The following is a 16,310-nucleotide window of genomic DNA, read 5'->3' as shown; positions in this document are numbered from 1 at the left end:
ACTTACATGAAATACGGATACGCTCGTGTGAGCACAGAGGGACAACACTTAGAAACCCAAATTGAAGCATTAAAACAATCAGGTATTGAAAAAATTTATACAGAAAAATATACTGGCACAACAACTAATCGACCAGTATTTGATAAATTATTAAAAGATCTTCGAGCAAAAGATGTATTGGTCGTAACTAAATTAGATCGTTTTGCTAGGAATACGCATGAAGCTCTTGAAGTTATGCAAACCTTATTTGATCGTCATGTTGCTATTCACATCTTGAATTTAGGTCTAATCGATGAAAGTCCCACTGGTAAGTTAATTTTTACAATATTTTCTGCGTTTGCGCAATTCGAACGCGATCTTATTGTCACCAGAACCCAGGAGGGCAAAGCCTATGCTCGTATGCATAATCCTAACTTTAAGGAAGGTAGAAGAGAACAATATACTGACACAGAAATCATCAACGCTTACAATATGCACTGCCAAGATATCACATATAAACGAGTATCTGCGCAAACAGGCATTAGTATTTCAACGCTAAAGCGACGCATTAAAAAGCTTGACCTTAAAAATAATTCACGAGTGATACAAAATAAAAAACTATGAACACAAAAACAACTGGCGATCTGATATCCATCACAATTATAATGGAATATCAAATCATCAGTTGTTTTATTATCTTTTAAACAAAGCCACCAAAAGCATTGTTAAGATCAATTGGTTCGTGTTTTGTAACAATCGTTTCTTTATTGACAAATGTGTCGATACCAAGATCACCTAATTCACGACCGTAACCAGAGTTTTTAACGCCACCAAATGGTAATTCTGGTAATGTCCCACCAAAACTATTAACAAAGACAACACCCGTCTCAATTTGGGCAGCAACCTCAGCAGCATGTTCTGCATCAGCACCAAAGACAACACCACTCAATCCATAGTGAGAGTCATTAGCTAATGCAATCGCTTCTGCCTCATCCTTTACTTTAAAAATTTCACCGACTGGACCAAAAAATTCTTGATAAAAGGCTGGATTTTCTTTTGTAATATTTGTTAAGATGACTGGCTCAAACAGCGCTGCTGGTTGGCTTTGTTCAACGCTACCAAAAGCAATCGTTGCGCCAGCATCAACGGCTGCTTGAACTTGTTTAGTTAAATTTTGCTTAGCTTTTTTTGTACTTAATGGTGCCAAAGTTGTTTCTGGTCTGAGCGGATCACCCAATACCACTTCTGAAAATGCCGTTTTAAGCATATCAAGAACTTTGTCATAGTTCCTTTCAGTCACAATAAACCGTTTTGAAGATGAACATACCTGACCAGCATTGTGCAACCGAGCACCACCAATAATTTTCTTAATTTCTGATAGATTAGCATCATCCAACACGATGAACGGATCACTACCCCCTAGTTCTAATGAACTTTGTTTGAGATATTTACCAGCTTCTGCAGCTACCAATTGTCCTGCACGTTCTGATCCTGTCAAAGCAACACCTTGGACACGATCATCCGCAATAATTTTATTCACTTGATCGTAATCTATAAATAAATTAGTGAACACACCCTCTGGTAAACCAGCTTCCTTAACAAGTCTTTCAAAAGTAGCCGCAGCCAATGGGGTGTTACTAGCATGCTTTAACAGCATTGGATTTCCTGCCATATAGTTTGGTGCAAAAACACGCATAATTTGGTAATATGGAAAATTCCATGGTTCAACCATCATTAAGACACCGGTTGGTCGTGAAATAATTTGGGCTGGACCAATCGATGATATGATATCTCTTGGTTTTAAAAATTCTGCGCCATGTTCAGCATAATAGCGCGCAATGGCAACCGTAATGGCAACTTCGCCTTTCGCCTCTACTAAGCGTTTTCCCATTTCAATTGTGAGAATTTTAGCGAGTTCATCTGTTTTTGATTCAATCAAATTAGCTAAACTATGTAGTGCATCAGCACGACTGGCTACCGGATCATTACGCCATTTTTTATATAACGCATGTCCCTTAGTAATTGCTTCCTCAACATAGGCATCGTCATGATTGTCGTATGTCTTGATTATTTCGTCTGTGAATGGATTAACTGTTTGATAACTCATTTTATGCAACCTTTCTTGAAATATCAACCGACTATAACTTACAACACCTCAACTATAACACCTCAATACCACGAATCAAACTATTTTACTTGTGATTTTCCCATCAAAAAAGCACTTCAAAAATTGTTGAAGTGCATATACTACAGACCCTATTTTGATAAACATAAACTAGCTTTTATACCATACATCATTAACCCAGCAAGGCAATCACCACAAGATAAATTGACCAAGCCCAAACAATGTGACCTAAAATTTCTGAAAAATGTTCAGCAAATGGTTGATTGGCTGGTGAAGGTACTGTCTTTGATAGTGGCATAATCACAATATGAAAAGCAAACCAAATAACAAGACCATATAAACTACCTTGTCCTAAACTAATGATTGGCAATGCACGGTAAAACAGTGCAAAAGCAACTGCAAAGAAGATAGAAAAGGCAAAGTGCATCATAAGTGCGACGTAGTACACCTTTTGGTCTTTCGAATAATGCACATAAGCATGAGTGATACGGCGTGGTACGCCGAGCTGTTGTAATAACTGCTGTGGCGGATTCGTTTCATCACGTGCCTGACTTCTTGGTGGTAATATTGCTTCCCAACCAATTTTTACCATACCAGAAATCAAACCAGCAGCAATCCCCACAAATAAATTCATCGCTATCATCTATAAATCCTCCGAAAATCAAATCATTTAATTATACCACAGCAATTTGTAATCATCATTTATCGAGAAGACGACAACCACTGATATCGTTTTTACAGTTAACTTCTAACCACATTCAGTTGACTCGTATCATATGCCACCTTGGCATGATTAGTCTTTATAAGTTGCTGATCTAATAATTGATCATTTTGATCATAACGATATTGATAGATGTCACCACAACGGTAAACCACATGATTTTCTTCAGAAAAATGTTCGCCAACAACCTTAACTTCATAGCGTTCAGATTGTGGTTCAGACGCATATAATTCGCCATGCAAATATTTTTCACCGACATACGTCACGAGTTGATATGTTATTGATGTATTATTTTTAAATCGATAATCGAGGTAATTATACACAATAGAAGTGCCACTGCCAAATGGCACTTCTCGATTGGCATCTGGAAACATGTCGACTTGTTCATGATGATACTTTTCAATAACATCTAATGGTGTGTGTAAAACCATCCAGTGAATTAAATTGCTAAACTGACAAAGGCCGCCACCAGTTCCTTTTTTAAGCTGCCCATCATTGGCAACCATCAGACCATTTTGATAACCTCGTTCGGCTGTGCATCGGCCCACTAAACGCCAAAATGAAAATGTCTCTCCTGGCTTAATTATAATGCCATTAACTTTGGGTGCCGCAATTTTTAAGTTCGCCACTTTGGCTTCTTCAACTGGCACAGGTACTTTTCTGAGCCCACGTCTCATTAATGACTGATGACTAAACACCAAATAAGGGAGCTTATCGGCCTGTATCTGATGTGCTAGATTATTTTTCAAATTATCCGTCAACTGTCTTTTTAAAATATGTGCCTCATATGAAATCTTATAGGTCAACGGTGATATTTCACAAAACAACTTTCTTGTCATTACTATTCTCCCAATATGTCTAGGGAAATTTTAGCACAATAGTAATTATTTATAAAGCTTAATTGGGCTATTCTTTACAAAATTAATATGATATTCATTCACTGTAGGGCACAAAAAACAGCTTACCCCGCAACTCATTTACAAGATTCTCATCTGTGTAATATCGTCCGCGTGCCCAAACTTTCCGCCAAATGATCACATAACATAACCATCACTTCTAAGCTCAAACATTGAGTAAACTGTCTTGGATTGAAAGAAATCCATTCCCGCCATCGTTATGGATGACTTCAACAACTTGGATTGTTATTAGGAGTTCTTCCTAATCTATACCTAAATTATAGCATCTATCTTTCAATTATGCAAGCGCTTACAATTTATTAAATTTAATAACTTACTTTATCCTTTAAATGTTTTTGCTTGTCTGGTACACTATATGTAATTATACTGGTAGATTATGAATCTATTGATCCTTATTTTTCAGATCTTTTGGTAATCACTATCGTATAAAATCATTTACGATTAACAATACGTGCATTGAGGAGAGACATGATGAGTGAAAATTCAACACATATTCCCGAAGAAGTCAAAGGTTGGAACTGGGGTGCTTTTATTTTTAATGTTTTGTGGGGTATTGGCAATAAAACATACTTACCCTTACTCTGCCTCATACCCATCTTCAACTTAATTTGGATGTTTGTTTGTGGCTTTAAAGGTAATGAATGGGCATGGCAAGATGGTGATTATAAAGACGTTGAAACTTTTAAGGCAGTGCAAGCCACTTGGAATCGCGCAGGATTAGTATACTTTATCATCACTGTCGCTTTTCTTGCCCTATACTTTTTATTCATTGGCACTGTTATTACATCTATCCTAAATAATAATCGCTATTAACTCAACGCACGAAAAACGTGCATACCTATATTGTGTATGTCTACAAGGCGCATTCAAAAAAATATATTACTGGTGGTACGTATGAAAAAAACAAATCTATTTAGAATTGCTATTATAATTGCTTTGTTAGGCATATTATTGTACCAATTCATCACTAATACTCATAATTTATTCCTACAAATAACACAAACTGTCTTATTTTTTTCTCTCTGGTTGGTTATTGCTATTGATCAATACCAACAAAACCATTCTAAGAAATACTTGGTACGGCATTTAATTTTCATAGGTGTATCAATATTAATTTTAATTACTGTCCTGCTTGCTTTTAAATAAGCGCTGCAGACATTCACAATTGATGATTAACAAAACAGGAGAGTTTAACAATGCAATCGTATGCCAACAAAGACGAATTAATCATGGCAATTAACACAAGTTATCAAAAATACATAACTGAATTTACAGATATTCCAAATCATTTAAAGGATAAACGTATTGCAGAAGTAGATCGTACACCAGCCGAAAACCTATCGTACCAACTTGGATGGCTTACCGCACTATTAGACTGGGAAGAAAATGAAAAGGCCGGAAAGCATGTTGATGTACCTGCTAAAGGTTACAAGTGGAACAACCTGGGTGAATTATATCACTCTTTTTATGCGACCTACAGTGACTATTCATTAGAAGCATTAATCACGTTGCTAAACGCACGTGTGGCAGCATTATGCAATTTAGTTGCATCCTTACCTGAGGATATTTTGTTTGCGCCAAATAAACGGCAATGGGCAACGACAAATGCACAATGGCCAGTCTGGAAATGGGTTCATATCAACTCTGTGGCCCCTTTCAAAACATTTCGAACTAAAATTCGAAAATGGAAAAAGTATGCGCTCTAAGCTAAGAGCGGAAACGACTTTATCTCAGTTATTGATAATGAGAAATATTTGGCTTACCTCATGTAGAAAGTAGTTGACGTCAGACCTTTTTTTCTGTATACTTATATCTTGTTATGGCGCTATGGTCAAGTGGTTAAGACGTCGGCTTCTCAGGCCGAAATCGAGGGTTCGACTCCCTCTAGCGCTATTTTAACATTTTGTGGCGCTACACTAGGTTTTAAAAATCTTGATGTAGTGCCTTTTTCGTCTCACCACATATCGTCAAATCCCCAACAAGCAAAAACAACGCCTAAATTAGGCGTTGTTTTTTAGTCTAGGTCGACTTTTACTTCAAGACTTTCTCAGCTTCGGCCTTAATTTCTTTATCACTCATAGTTTTGTAGGCTTTTAAGTGTGCCAATGTTGATGCTGTATTTTTGTTACTTTCGTCCATGTAATGATTCCACAGTGCATCGCGTAATGGGGTTTTGTCCTCACTCCAATCGAACACTTCGTTCATTGCGAGATCTAACGTTTGATACTTTTCGTCTGCCATTTTATGGCCCCCTTATCTATACCCTTGTTATAGTTCTTTTTAAACAAAAATGCAAGTTTGTTATAAATGTATAGAAAGCTTTACATTTAAAAAAAGCTTTGCTACAATATAAATGTAAAGTGTTATATACATTTTTTGGAGGCTAACCATTGAAAAATCGTATTCAGGAGCTCAGAAAGGCACAACATATGACACAAGCTGACTTAGCTGATAAGTTAGAAGTCACACGCCAAACAATCATATCTCTAGAAAAAGGCAAGTATAATGCATCGCTATTACTCGCGCATCATATTGCAACCCTTTTTCAACTTAAAATTGAAGACATTTTTATTTTTGAGGAGGACAAAACAGATGCTTAAAAAGTTATTTGCAACACCACAAGCTGGTATGAGCGATAAAGAATATGGCGATTTAATACGATGGCAGACTAATTTTATCACGATACTTTTCATTGCTTTATCTATTTTCTTATTCGCAGCTAGTATACCAATATATTATTTTTATGGTCATCAGCTTGGTTCATTTACATCCGGTATTTACTCTGGTCTAATTGGAGGTGCCATTGGTACAAAATTGGCTAGTATGACCTATTTGTCCAATCCACAGGAATTACATCGCAAAAAGATAAAGGAAATTGATGAACGTGTGCAACAAGTTCGCCAACGTGCTGATGCACTTACTTTGAAAATATTACTTGTTATTGCTTACTTAGCCTTTATTTTAGGCGCAAGTTATTTTACACAATATTTTTGGTACCTCGCTTCACCGCTTTTTCTAATTCTCATACTACAGCCTAGTCTTCGTTGGTTGTTGACTAAACTATTATAAGGAGTAATACATGATTCAACTCACAAATCTTAACAAGCAGTTCGGCGATAAAATTGCCGTTAACGACATGAACATGACCCTAGAACCTGGAAAAGTGATGGGTTTGATTGGTCAAAATGGTGCTGGTAAAACAACAACATTTCGGATGATCTTAAATTTTATTACACCAACCTCAGGTACGATTACTTGGAACGGTCACCCGATTACGCAGGCTGATAAACAAAAGATCGGTTTTTTGCCGGAAGAACGCGGACTTTATCAAAAACTAACAATTGAAGAGCAAATCTTATATTTCGCTGAGCTCCATGGTATGACCCGCTCAGATGCTAAAATTGCTTTAGCAGATTGGTTAAAGAGATTAGATGTTGTTGGAAAAGCAACAGATAAAGTGCAATCTTTATCCAAAGGAAACGCTCAAAAAGTTCAAATGATTGCGTCTCTGATTTTCAACCCTGAATTTATTATCCTTGATGAACCTTTTTCAGGTCTTGATCCAGTTAATACAAGTATTATGATGGATGAAATTGTGCGTATGCGTGACAATGGTGCCATGATTATTTTCTCGAGTCACGATATGAACAACGTCACTAAAATTTCTGACAATCTCACCATGCTTAAACAAGGTAAAATTGTTTTACAAGGTGGTGTGCAAGACATACGTGAACAATTTGGTCGTACAAAAGTATACGTCGAAGGCCCCTTTACAATGGATGAGCTCGCCAAAATTACTGGTGTAACGCATATCAAACCACAAGGCGCAGGATTTGACATTACAATTAGTAACGAAACTGTTGGTCATCAAATATTTGACTACGTCACACGTCATGGCTATATCCCTGCTTTTTCACAACAACCGCCTACACTCGATGATATTTTCCGCCAGGAGGTCGCCTATCATGAATAACGGACTCGCTATTGTTATCAAACAAACTTACCGTACCCATTTCAAATCTCGTGGGTATTGGTTACTCGTGTTATCCCCTATTATTTTTGCCGTCGTTATTGGTGGTATTATCTTTGGTATCACTCAAATGCAAGGTAATACAACACCAACAGTCGCAGTTATTGGAAATCCTCAGGTACGCAAAGTATTTAAAGCTGATGAAAAATCATTAGATATCAAAGTGTCAAAAATAACAGACAGCAAAGCTGCTAACAAGGCACTTACTGCAACAGATATCGATGGTGTTTTAACCATTGGTGCAGATAATGCCACACTAACAACACAACCAAAAAGTAACACCATCAATAAAGAAGCGATTATCAGTGTACTAGGCAATCTGTCTCGTAGCCAAAAAGCATCGGAATACGGTCTAACAACAGAACAAACACAAGCGTTAATCAAACCTTTTAATTTGAAATCAGTTGTGCAACAAACTAACAGTCAATCGACAGATGGTGATAACTCTGACATGGCTAACTATGGTATTGCCGTAGCGATTGGTATCGTTACAACAATGATTGTCATGTGGTACGCTTCCATGATTGCTACTGAAATTGCCAATGAAAAATCATCACGTATTATGGAAACACTTTTAGCAGCAACATCTGCTAGTATCCAATATTTCGGTAAAATGATTGGCATCTTTGCGTTGGCCGTTACTCACTTAATCATCTACATTATTGCCGGCACTATTGGTTATTTCTTTTTGCAAAACAATGCCTTGTTAAGTGGCATTAAACAAACCTTTTCAAATGTCACAATCGGCTTTGCTATCTACGCCGTTTTGTTCATTTTAGTTGCTGTTGCTTTGTATCTTGTACTGACAGCAATGATTGCCTCACTCATTAATGATAATGCACAAGTGCAGCAAGCCGTTCAACCAATTACAATTTTAGCAATGATCGGTTATATGTTTAGTTTTGTTATGACTAATATGCCAAATAACATCGTCATCAAAGTTGTGAGTTATGTCCCATTTATTTCACAAAGTATGATGCCCATTCGTTTGGTCACTAAGGTTGAAACGTGGCCAGCAGCAATTGTTGCATTACTTATTTCTCTTGTAAGCGTGATTGCACTCGCTTGGTTTGGAAAGCGTATTTACGCCAAAAATGTGCTATCCTATAGTGATGACAAAATCATGTCACAACTTATCAAAAATATTAAAGATAGACATTAATTCGGAGCTTTAAAACCATGGATCACACACCTTTCTTCTTAACGAATCGTAAGTGGTACACCTACGAAGAACGTCAAACATCTACTGGTGTGCCATTTCAACGCTTCGAACTAACCAACAAAGCCACACCAGCAGCAATTAAAAGCTTTAAGGAAACGATGATGGTTATTGGGCGAGATGCCATCATTGACCCCACAAACCTCAATCGCTTCCAACAAGCCCTTGGGTATGCTGCACGACAACATCTACTTTATGAAGAGCATGGATTAGATGATGTCGCAATCGCTCGTGAACTCACGTTTATCAGCTATGCTATTCGGTCATACCAATTGCTCAGTGATGATTTAAATGCACCAAATACGCTTATTTTTAGTCAACGTATTGGTTCCTTGTATCGGAAATTCCTAAAAGCCCATACCACAAGAATTGCAGATGAAGCGCTTAACACTTGGATTATTGCCCAAGATAATAAAGTCAATCATTGACATAAAAAAGGCGTCACGCTCGTTGAAAAATCAACGATTGTGGCGCCTTTTTAGTATCTATAAAATCAATATTAGGATTCTCCATTCAAAAGAGCATCAATTTCTTTTTCTTCTAATTGACTAAATTTTAGCGTATCAAGCGCTTTAACATTATCAATTAATTGTTCTGGACGACTAGCACCGACCAAAACACTGGCTATTTCTGGTTGACGTAGATCCCAAGCCAAGGCCATTTCAGCAAGTGTCTGTCCTCGTCGTTTGGCAATTTGATTTAATTTTTTAACCGTGTGCAAGGTTTTTTCAACCTGATCCACTTTTAAAAACGGGCTTGACGACTTAGCAGCTCGAGAATCTGTCGGAATACCATCAAGATAGCGATCAGTCAATAATCCTTGCGCTAGTGGGCTGAAAACAACTGCAGATCTACCTTCTTGTCTCAAAACTGGCAATAAATCATTTTCAATATGACGATCAAACATATTGTATCGTGGCTGATGAACAATAAACGGTGTTCGTAACGCCCTAAAAACTTGACTAATAGCCGCCGTTTGAGCGCCATCATAATTTGAAATACCAATATATAATGCTTTTCCCTCATGTACCAATGCATCCAATGCTAGGGCAGTTTCTTCAATTGGTGTTTCGGGGTCTGGACGATGCGAATAAAAAATATCCACGTAATCTAACCCCAATCGTTTCAAACTCTGATTCGCACTTGCAATAATACTTTTACGTGACCCCCAGTTACCATAGGGTCCATCCCACATTTCATAACCTGCTTTACTAGTGATTACCATCTCATCACGATAAGGTTTCATATCTTTAGCCATCATGCGACCAAAATTCACTTCAGCGCTACCCGGTGTTGGCCCATAGTTATTCGCCAAATCATAATAGGTAATCCCTAAATCAAATGCCTGGTGCACAATACGTTTTTGGTTATCATAAGCGTCTACACTACCAAAATTATGCCAAAATCCCAATCCAAGCGCAGAAATTTTCAGACCACTTTGTCCAACACGATTATACAGCATTGTTTCATAACGATTATTGTTTGCTTGATACATATCATTACCTTTCCTTATCACATATCAATTAATTAATGTTTTTAACTTAACCATACCAATTAACAACTAAAGTCTAACATAGTTTAATCAGATAAGACATTTTTTTGATTGTGTTCACAACAAAAAAAACAAGACGCATCGATTTAACGCGCTGTCTTGTTTTAAAAAAAATATGCTGTTCCTATTACTTGTACCAACTATCGGCCAATTTGGCATGTGATTTCAACCATTTATTTGCAGCTTGTTCTGGTGATTGACCATTTTGTATGTCAAGCATGACACTTTCCATGTCGTCTTTCGTCCAATTGAATTTATTCATCACTTTTTCAAATTTAGGATTATCATGCTTCAAATCCTTACGCACAATGGTATTAATTGTTTCATTCTTACCCATTGTACCTTTTGGATCTTCTAAATACTTTAACTTATACTTACTAAACATCCAATGAGGTGACCAACCCGTCACAATAATATCTTGTTTTGCCTTATATGCTTTATCAAGCGCAGTAGTCATGGCGCCTGAAGATGACGACGACAGTTGCCATCCTTTAAGATTAGGATAACTATCAACCGTCTTTTGTGCGGTTATCATAGCACCTGCTCCGGGCTCAATCCCAGTTACTGTTTTATTAGCTTCATTTTTCAAGTCAGCAATTGAATTTACTTTCATATAATCAGGTACGACGAACCCTGTTTTGGCACCATGAAGATTAGGTCCAAGTAATGATATATCATTCTTATACTTGTCATACAATGCTTTATGCGTGTATGGTAGCCAAGCACTCACAGATGCATCAACTTGACCATTAGCTACTGACTGCCATAAAACAGCATTATCCAGGGGCGTCATGGTAACGTCATAGCCATGTTGACGTAACGATTGCGCAAGCACATTTGTTGAAGCAACCTCAGAGTCCCATGCAACATACCCTAATGTCACTTTTTGGCCTGTCGTTTTATGTGATGTCATGGCATTCACAACGCCGCCACCAATCATCACAACTACCGTAGCTAGTACGGCCCATCGACGCCAAGGTTTACTAATTGATTTCTGACCAGGTGTTGTATTTAACTTTTGAGTAAAACGATCAATAATAATAGCTAAAATAACTAACCCTAATCCGTTAACAAATCCAGAACCCACATCAGCACGTTGTACAGCAGACAAGACACCACGTCCAAGACCAGGGGCCCCAATCATAGAAGCTGTAACAACCATCGACAATGCTAACATGATTGTTTGGTTAGCACCAGCTAAAATGGTATTACGTGCATTAGGTAATTCGAGCTTAATCAATTTTTGCCATGTTGTTGATCCAAACGAATCAGCAGCCTCAACTAAAGCAATTGGTACTTGACGAATACCTAAATCAGTCATTCGAACCATTGGTGGTAAGGCGAAAATAATCGAAGCAAACACGCCGGGTACAACACCAATACCAAAGAATGCAACAGCTGGTATCAGATAGACGAAGCCAGGCATTGTCTGCATAAAGTCTAGAATTGGCTTCACTATCGCTGCTGTTTTAGGAGACTTAGCAGTTAAAATTCCTAACGGAATACCAATAACAAGCGATATGACGGACGCCATGATCACCAATGTCACTGTACTCATTAGGTCAGACCACAAATTTTGATTAGCAATCAATGCTAATCCAATAAAGGTAAATATTGGGAAACCGTATTTTTTTCGTGTTGTTAATACAGCTATAAGCGTTAAACCAATTATCATCAACGGCATCGGAACAGCTGTTAAACCGTTTGTTATGCCGTCCATAACATTTTGTCCACCCTTTTGCATCAAATTGAATAACCCTGATAAATGCGTTGTTAACCAACTGACAATATCACTAATCCAATTTTCTAACGGTATCTTAGGTAAATTAGGCATTATCTTCTCCCTCCGTATCAGCTAGTGCTTCCAAAACAGAGCCTCGAATAATCACACCACGCACACGGTTATTAGTATCAACAACCGCAACTGGTGTCTGTGAATCATAAATAATAGGCATAATATCTGCAACTAGCGTGTCTAATGCAACCGTTGGCATCGTTGACACTGCTTGAGATAATGGTGTTTGATTACGACGTGCTTTAACAGCCTCATCTGATGACAAGTAACCAAGTAACTCTCGTTTACGATTGACGGCTACTAAACCAGATACCTCTTCGTCCGCCATTTTACGCAAAGCGACAGTTGGCCCATCTACATCAACATTTGTTGTCAATGATGGAATCATAATACTTTCGGCAGTCAGAACTTTTGAACGGTCAACACCACCAATAAATGTTTTCACGTAATCATTAGCTGGGTTAGTTAAAATTTCTTCACCTGTTCCAATTTGTTGTAACTGTCCATCTTTCATAATGGCAATATGATCACCAATGTGTAGGGCTTCATTCAAATCATGAGTAATAAAAATAATTGTTTTTTGCACATTAGCTTGTAGCTCTAGCAACTCATCTTGCATTTCACCACGAACCAGTGGATCGAGAGCTGAGAAAGCCTCATCCATTAATAGAATATCCGGATCATTTGTCAATGCACGTGCTAATCCGACACGTTGTTGCATACCACCTGACAACTGATTAGGATATTGATCTTTATAACTTAGCAACTTAGCATTGTCCAAGGCTTGTTCTGCGCGCTTACGTCGCTCTTCCTTGTCGACACCCTGAATTTCCAAACCATATTCTGTGTTTTCCAATAACGTGCGATGTGGGAAAAGCCCAAAATTTTGGAACACCATACTCATCTTTTGACGACGAATATCTAGCATCTGTTTCTTATTAAATTTTGTTATTTCTTGTCCATCAATAAATAACTGTCCTTCAGTCGGCTCAATCAATCGATTTAACAATCGAATCAAAGTGGACTTTCCTGAACCTGATAGTCCCATAATGACAAATATTTCACCTTCGTCAATACTCATACTGATGTCATAAACACCCACGGTACTACCTGTTTTTTCAACAATTTCGTCCTTGCTTTTATTCTGCTTCACCATCTTCAGCGCTGCCTTAGGCCGCTTACCGAATATTTTCGTGAGATGTTTAATCTCTACTTTAGCCATGAATCCTCCAATTTTTTTGAAAAATAATTCAACTTGTGTTATTCTCCATTGACTCTTTTTGTAATCTATCTTATACTTCAGAGTGACAACTCATTACAAAAAACAAGTTGCCACTAAGTGATGTCTTCTATTTTGTCACAAGTTGTCACTTTTGTCAAATTCACACATGATTTCGGAGAACGTTATGCAAACAATCAGAGAACCTAGATACCGTAAAATTGCTTATCAAATTGCAAAGAAAATAGCTGATAATGAATATACAGTTGGCAGTAAATTGCATGCACGATCAACGTTATCAGTCGCTTTTGGTGTCTCCTCTGAAACTGCAAGAAAGGCGGTTAGCGTCCTAGCTGATCTTCAAATTGTCAAGCCTGTTCATGGCAGTGGTGTTGAAGTTTTATCACGTGAAAAAGCCAAAGATTTTTTAAGCCAAGCACAAGAAACTTCAGACATGCAAACAATTCATACCCAAATTAATCAATTGATTACTAGCCAAAAAACCGAAATTAAAGCATTGGAAAACAATTTGGCCTTACTGTTTGAACAAAATCAACGTGTACAACGCCATAGTCCTTTGAGCCCCTATGAACTTGAATTGAATGATGACAGTTCAAAATTCGGGCAATCTATTGGCAGTCTGACACTTTGGCAAAACACCGGTGCTACTATCGTCGCACTATTGCACAATGATGAACTTGTTGTTTCCCCGGGCCCCTACGCTGTTATCGAACGTGGTGATACGCTTTACTTTGTTGGTAAAGAAACCACTGTGCAAGCTGTTCATAAATTTTTCTATCATGACTAATCATTCAAAAACAGTCACTTCAACATCATTTGAAGTGACTGTTTTTTGTTAAACATAAAAAATATTCTGATCAAAGTTACATTTATGTGTTAAAGTAAACTTTTTTTAAAAATAAGTTGACAAATATCATACTCTTTTGTAAACTAATGAATATTAAAAGTTTACAAAAGAGGAAATTATGAAAACCAAAAAACTAACATTCACAGTTGCTATTATTGCAATACTAATTGTCATGGCCTACGTTCCCGTCATTCCGATTGGTGTTGTTCCGATTACAATTCAAAATATTGGGATTATGTTAGCAGGTGCCATATTAGGTTGGCGCCATGGATTTTTAGCAATTATAGCCTGGCTATTACTGGCTATGCTAGGATTACCAGTATTGACTGGTGGTTCTGGTGGTTTACCACATTTCTTTGGTGCCACCGCCGGATATCTCTGGGCCTACCCATTTGCCGCACTACTTATTGGACTTGGTATGTCAATGCTTGATAAGTTCAATGCCACCAATTTTGTGACGATTCTACTCACAATTTTACTATTTGGTGTCATATTCATCGATGTTTCAGGTGCTGTCGGGCTGAACATTGTGACACATATGCCACTGTCAAAAGCATTATTCATGCAATTAGCATTTATTCCAGGTGATGCCATTAAAGCAGTGCTTGCAACAATTATTACCTTGACATTGCGTCGTCGATTCAGTATGTTACGCCATGTCTGAAATTATTGGACTCGCAATTGATGATGCTGGTCGCTGTCAACATTGGCATCAATCAGTTGACATCATTGCCAACAAATGTCGCGCTTGCCAAAAATATTTTGCCTGTTACTTATGTCATCATGCGATAATGACACACCAATTTGAACCAATGCCAATGTCACAAATAAGTGTCATGTGTGGTATTTGTCACTTGAAAATGACTGGCAATGATTATATCCAGCAAACAAACTGCCCAACTTGTCATCATCAGTTTAATCCACAATGCCATCTACACAAAGATATTTATTTTTGTTGAAAATCATCATGCCATAAAATGTGACGATAAAACATATAAAATAGCTACGCGTCATGATTGACGCGTAGCTATTTTAAACTCATTGGTAATTTTCTGCTAATGTCACCGTATTTTCTAATAACGTTGCAATTGTCATTGGCCCAACACCGCCAGGAACTGGTGTAATATAACTAGCCACACCTTGTGCTGACTTAAAATCAACATCTCCGACCGCAACACCATCAACATAGTTCATACCCACATCAATGACCACCGCACCTTCTTTAAGATCAGAACCTTTTAAAAAGTTAGGTTGACCGACACCAATAACAACAATGTCTGCCGCTTTTAAATGCGTTCTTAATGTTAATTCGGGTGTGTACCGATGTGCTAGTGTAACTGTAGCATCAGCATTTGTTAATAAGGCAAACATTGGACGACCGAACAACTGTGATCGTCCAATAACTAATGCACTCTTTCCAGCGATATCGATATCATAATGTTGCAACAATGTCATCACACCTTGTGGTGTGGCAGCAACTGTATAATCTTGCAGCGCATCACCAAACAGCATACCTTGCACAGTGGCTCCTAAACCGTCGGCGTCTTTGTGTGGTGCAACAGCCGAAAAGACCTCACGTTCTTTGACCCCTTTTGCTAAGGGGCTTTGTACCAAAATACCAGTGATATGTTCATCCGCATTTAACTTTTCGATTAATGAAATGACACTTTCCGTTGTTGCCGTGGCATCTGTTGGAATGTCTTGCGTTACAATACCTACTGTCGCTGCCTTTTTTGATTTCATATTGACGTACAACCGACTGCCATCATTTTTAGGATCATAGACCACAGCCAAAGTCACTGGTTTTGGTAATTTTGACACACGTTCAGCAGTTTTGGCATTAGTAATCTTGGCTACCGCTGCACCATCTAGTATTTCAGTCATT

The 16,310-nt window shown here is 37.8% G+C and carries 18 protein-coding genes and 1 tRNA gene; 11 read left to right on the top strand and 8 right to left on the bottom strand.

Translation table 11 applies throughout. The features are described 5' to 3' along the window. Positions 1–6 precede the first annotated feature (6 nt). The gene (locus LKI_RS08485) at positions 7–603 is read left to right on the top strand and encodes a recombinase family protein (protein WP_013103731.1); all 597 of its coding nucleotides are present in this window, start codon (positions 7–9) and stop codon (positions 601–603) included. 76 nt (positions 604–679) lie between these two features. Here LKI_RS08485 and LKI_RS08480 read toward each other — a convergent pair whose 3' ends face one another. The 3 genes from LKI_RS08480 to LKI_RS08470 all read right to left on the bottom strand — a co-directional run bounded on the left by LKI_RS08480 (position 680) and on the right by LKI_RS08470 (position 3,664). Continuing rightward, entirely contained in the window at positions 680–2,086 is a 1,407-nt protein-coding gene (locus LKI_RS08480; protein ID WP_013103730.1) for an NAD-dependent succinate-semialdehyde dehydrogenase, read from the bottom strand. Between the two features lie 190 nt (positions 2,087–2,276). Continuing rightward, positions 2,277–2,747, bottom strand: coding sequence for a YagU family protein (locus tag LKI_RS08475; protein WP_013103729.1), 471 nt, complete (start codon positions 2,745–2,747; stop codon positions 2,277–2,279). Positions 2,748–2,845: 98 nt separating this feature from the next. Then, positions 2,846–3,664, bottom strand: a complete 819-nt coding sequence (locus LKI_RS08470) for a VanW family protein (RefSeq protein ID WP_013103728.1) — start codon at positions 3,662–3,664, stop codon at positions 2,846–2,848. Between the two features lie 549 nt (positions 3,665–4,213). Between LKI_RS08470 and LKI_RS08465 the strand changes: the two genes are divergently transcribed. From LKI_RS08465 to LKI_RS08450, 3 genes are all read left to right on the top strand, one after another. Next, a complete protein-coding gene (locus tag LKI_RS08465) occupies positions 4,214–4,555 on the top strand; it encodes a hypothetical protein (RefSeq protein ID WP_013103727.1) in 342 nt (113 codons plus the stop codon). A 383-nt stretch (positions 4,556–4,938) separates the two neighbouring features. Next, positions 4,939–5,448, top strand: coding sequence for a ClbS/DfsB family four-helix bundle protein (locus LKI_RS08455; RefSeq protein ID WP_013103726.1), 510 nt, complete (start codon positions 4,939–4,941; stop codon positions 5,446–5,448). Positions 5,449–5,563: 115 nt separating this feature from the next. Then, a tRNA-Glu gene (locus LKI_RS08450) sits at positions 5,564–5,635 on the top strand. A 138-nt stretch (positions 5,636–5,773) separates the two neighbouring features. Here LKI_RS08450 and LKI_RS08445 read toward each other — a convergent pair. Beyond that, on the bottom strand, positions 5,774–5,983 hold the full coding sequence (locus LKI_RS08445) for a P8 family protein (protein WP_013103725.1): 210 nt from the start codon (positions 5,981–5,983) through the stop codon (positions 5,774–5,776). A 149-nt stretch (positions 5,984–6,132) separates the two neighbouring features. Between LKI_RS08445 and LKI_RS08440 the strand changes: the two genes are divergently transcribed. Genes LKI_RS08440 through LKI_RS08420 form a run of 5 tightly spaced genes read left to right on the top strand, consistent with a single transcriptional unit; the run spans position 6,133 to position 9,419 of the window. After that, a complete protein-coding gene (locus tag LKI_RS08440) occupies positions 6,133–6,342 on the top strand; it encodes a helix-turn-helix transcriptional regulator (protein ID WP_013103724.1) in 210 nt (69 codons plus the stop codon). Next, entirely contained in the window at positions 6,335–6,811 is a 477-nt protein-coding gene (locus LKI_RS08435) for a hypothetical protein (RefSeq protein WP_013103723.1), read from the top strand. The genes LKI_RS08440 and LKI_RS08435 overlap by 8 nt, the downstream gene beginning before the upstream one ends. A 10-nt stretch (positions 6,812–6,821) precedes the next feature. After that, positions 6,822–7,715, top strand: coding sequence for an ABC transporter ATP-binding protein (locus LKI_RS08430; RefSeq protein WP_013103722.1), 894 nt, complete (start codon positions 6,822–6,824; stop codon positions 7,713–7,715). Further along, a complete protein-coding gene (locus LKI_RS08425; protein WP_013103721.1) occupies positions 7,708–8,934 on the top strand; it encodes an ABC transporter permease in 1,227 nt (408 codons plus the stop codon). Before LKI_RS08430 ends, LKI_RS08425 begins: the two co-directional genes overlap by 8 nt. Positions 8,935–8,951: 17 nt before the next feature. Further along, entirely contained in the window at positions 8,952–9,419 is a 468-nt protein-coding gene (locus tag LKI_RS08420) for a hypothetical protein (protein ID WP_013103720.1), read from the top strand. A gap of 71 nt (positions 9,420–9,490) precedes the next feature. On the opposite strand, the gene LKI_RS08415 is transcribed toward LKI_RS08420, so the two are convergent. The 3 genes from LKI_RS08415 to LKI_RS08405 all read right to left on the bottom strand — a co-directional run bounded on the left by LKI_RS08415 (position 9,491) and on the right by LKI_RS08405 (position 13,560). Continuing rightward, complete coding sequence (locus LKI_RS08415; protein WP_013103719.1) at positions 9,491–10,486, bottom strand: aldo/keto reductase; 996 nt, start codon at positions 10,484–10,486, stop codon at positions 9,491–9,493. Positions 10,487–10,670: 184 nt separating this feature from the next. Then, positions 10,671–12,377 (bottom strand): ABC transporter permease/substrate binding protein, encoded by a 1,707-nt coding sequence (locus tag LKI_RS08410; RefSeq protein WP_013103718.1) that lies wholly within the window; start codon positions 12,375–12,377, stop codon positions 10,671–10,673. After that, positions 12,370–13,560, bottom strand: a complete 1,191-nt coding sequence (locus LKI_RS08405) for a quaternary amine ABC transporter ATP-binding protein (protein ID WP_013103717.1) — start codon at positions 13,558–13,560, stop codon at positions 12,370–12,372. The genes LKI_RS08410 and LKI_RS08405 overlap by 8 nt, the downstream gene beginning before the upstream one ends. A gap of 184 nt (positions 13,561–13,744) precedes the next feature. Here LKI_RS08405 and LKI_RS08400 point away from each other — a divergent pair, with 184 nt between their 5' ends. After that, positions 13,745–14,365, top strand: coding sequence for a GntR family transcriptional regulator (locus LKI_RS08400; RefSeq protein ID WP_013103716.1), 621 nt, complete (start codon positions 13,745–13,747; stop codon positions 14,363–14,365). A 178-nt stretch (positions 14,366–14,543) separates the two neighbouring features. Continuing rightward, positions 14,544–15,089, top strand: a complete 546-nt coding sequence (locus LKI_RS08395; RefSeq protein WP_013103715.1) for a biotin transporter BioY — start codon at positions 14,544–14,546, stop codon at positions 15,087–15,089. A 374-nt stretch (positions 15,090–15,463) separates the two neighbouring features. Here LKI_RS08395 and LKI_RS08390 read toward each other — a convergent pair whose 3' ends face one another. Next, positions 15,464–16,309, bottom strand: coding sequence for a bifunctional 5,10-methylenetetrahydrofolate dehydrogenase/5,10-methenyltetrahydrofolate cyclohydrolase (locus LKI_RS08390; protein ID WP_013103713.1), 846 nt, complete (start codon positions 16,307–16,309; stop codon positions 15,464–15,466). Position 16,310: the final 1 nt, after the last annotated feature.

The organism is Leuconostoc kimchii IMSNU 11154 (assembly GCF_000092505.1).
Classification (GTDB): domain Bacteria; phylum Bacillota; class Bacilli; order Lactobacillales; family Lactobacillaceae; genus Leuconostoc; species Leuconostoc kimchii.
Note: the sequence above shows the minus strand (reverse complement) of the source record. Positions and strands in the feature narration are given on the sequence as shown.